The organism is Methylobacterium sp. WL18 (genome assembly GCF_008040015.1).
In the GTDB taxonomy this organism is placed as follows: Bacteria; Pseudomonadota; Alphaproteobacteria; order Rhizobiales; family Beijerinckiaceae; genus Methylobacterium; species Methylobacterium mesophilicum.
This window is the reverse complement of record NZ_VRVD01001049.1, coordinates 1-1,003: the sequence shown is the minus strand read 5'-3', so window position 1 is coordinate 1,003 and position 1,003 is coordinate 1. Positions and strand designations below refer to the sequence as shown.

The following is a 1,003-nucleotide window of genomic DNA, read 5'->3' as shown; positions in this document are numbered from 1 at the left end:
TGGGCGTGCCCGGCGCCCGGCGCGGGGTGGCGTCGATGGCCACGAGGCTGGTCAGCCGCGTCGTCAGGCCATGCTCCAAGGCGAGGGCCAGGATGGTGGCGTCGGCCGAGTCCGCGCCGAGGCGGCCGGTGATGCGCGCCGTCTCGGTCTCGCCGATCCGGGACCGCGCCCAGACCTTGGAGATGCCGGCGCCCGCGCCCGCTTCGGCTAGGGGAAGCGTCCGAGTCCAGGTCCGGCTGCCCACCCGGCCCGAGACGGTCACGGTCCCGGCGACGGTCCCATGGGCCGCCCCTGGCAGCCGCGCGGCGAAGACCAGCGGCTCGCCGCGGTACAGGTCGGGCAGCGCGCCCGGCGTGACCTCCACGCCCGGGACCGAGAAAGTCGCGGTCAGGTCGGTGACGGAGGGGGATTCGAGCTTTTCGTAGAGCGCGCGGGTCCGCTCGCCAACCTGCGCGAGGTCGCGGATCTCGGTGAAGCTGCCGCGCCCGATCGCGGCGGCGTGGCGCATCAGGTGCCCGTTGGGTGCCGAGCCGATGCCGACCATGAACAGGCGCGAGCGCCCGAGCTTCGCCTGGATCGCCGCGAAGATCCGCTCCTCGTCGCCGACGGCGCCGTCGGTGAGGAACACGACTTGGCGCACGCGCCCGTCCTCCGGGTGGGGATCGGCCAGGGCCGCCTTGAGCGGCGCCAGCATCTCGGTGCCGCCGCGGGCCTCAAGGGCGGTCACGAAGGCCTCGGCCTCCGCCAGGGCCGCCGGCGTCGCCGGGACGGGCTCGGGATGCAGCGCGTCCCAGGTGTCGTCGAAGCGGATGACGTTGAAGCGGTCCTGCGGCGTTAGGCGGGCGAGGCCGGCGAGGAGACCGGCCTTAGCCTGCCGCATCGAGGCGCCCGCCATCGAGCCGGAATTGTCGATGACGAACGTGACGTCGCGCGCCGGCCGGGCGGCCGCGTCGGCTTCGATCGCCGGCGGGTTCACGGCGGCCAGCAGGTAGGTCCGGCCGGC

General features: G+C 74.8%; 1 protein-coding gene. It reads right to left on the bottom strand.

The genetic code is table 11. The features are described 5' to 3' along the window. Nucleotides 1-1,003 (bottom strand): VWA domain-containing protein (locus FV228_RS30810; RefSeq protein WP_147857869.1); only part of this gene is annotated, 1,003 nt, incomplete at both ends.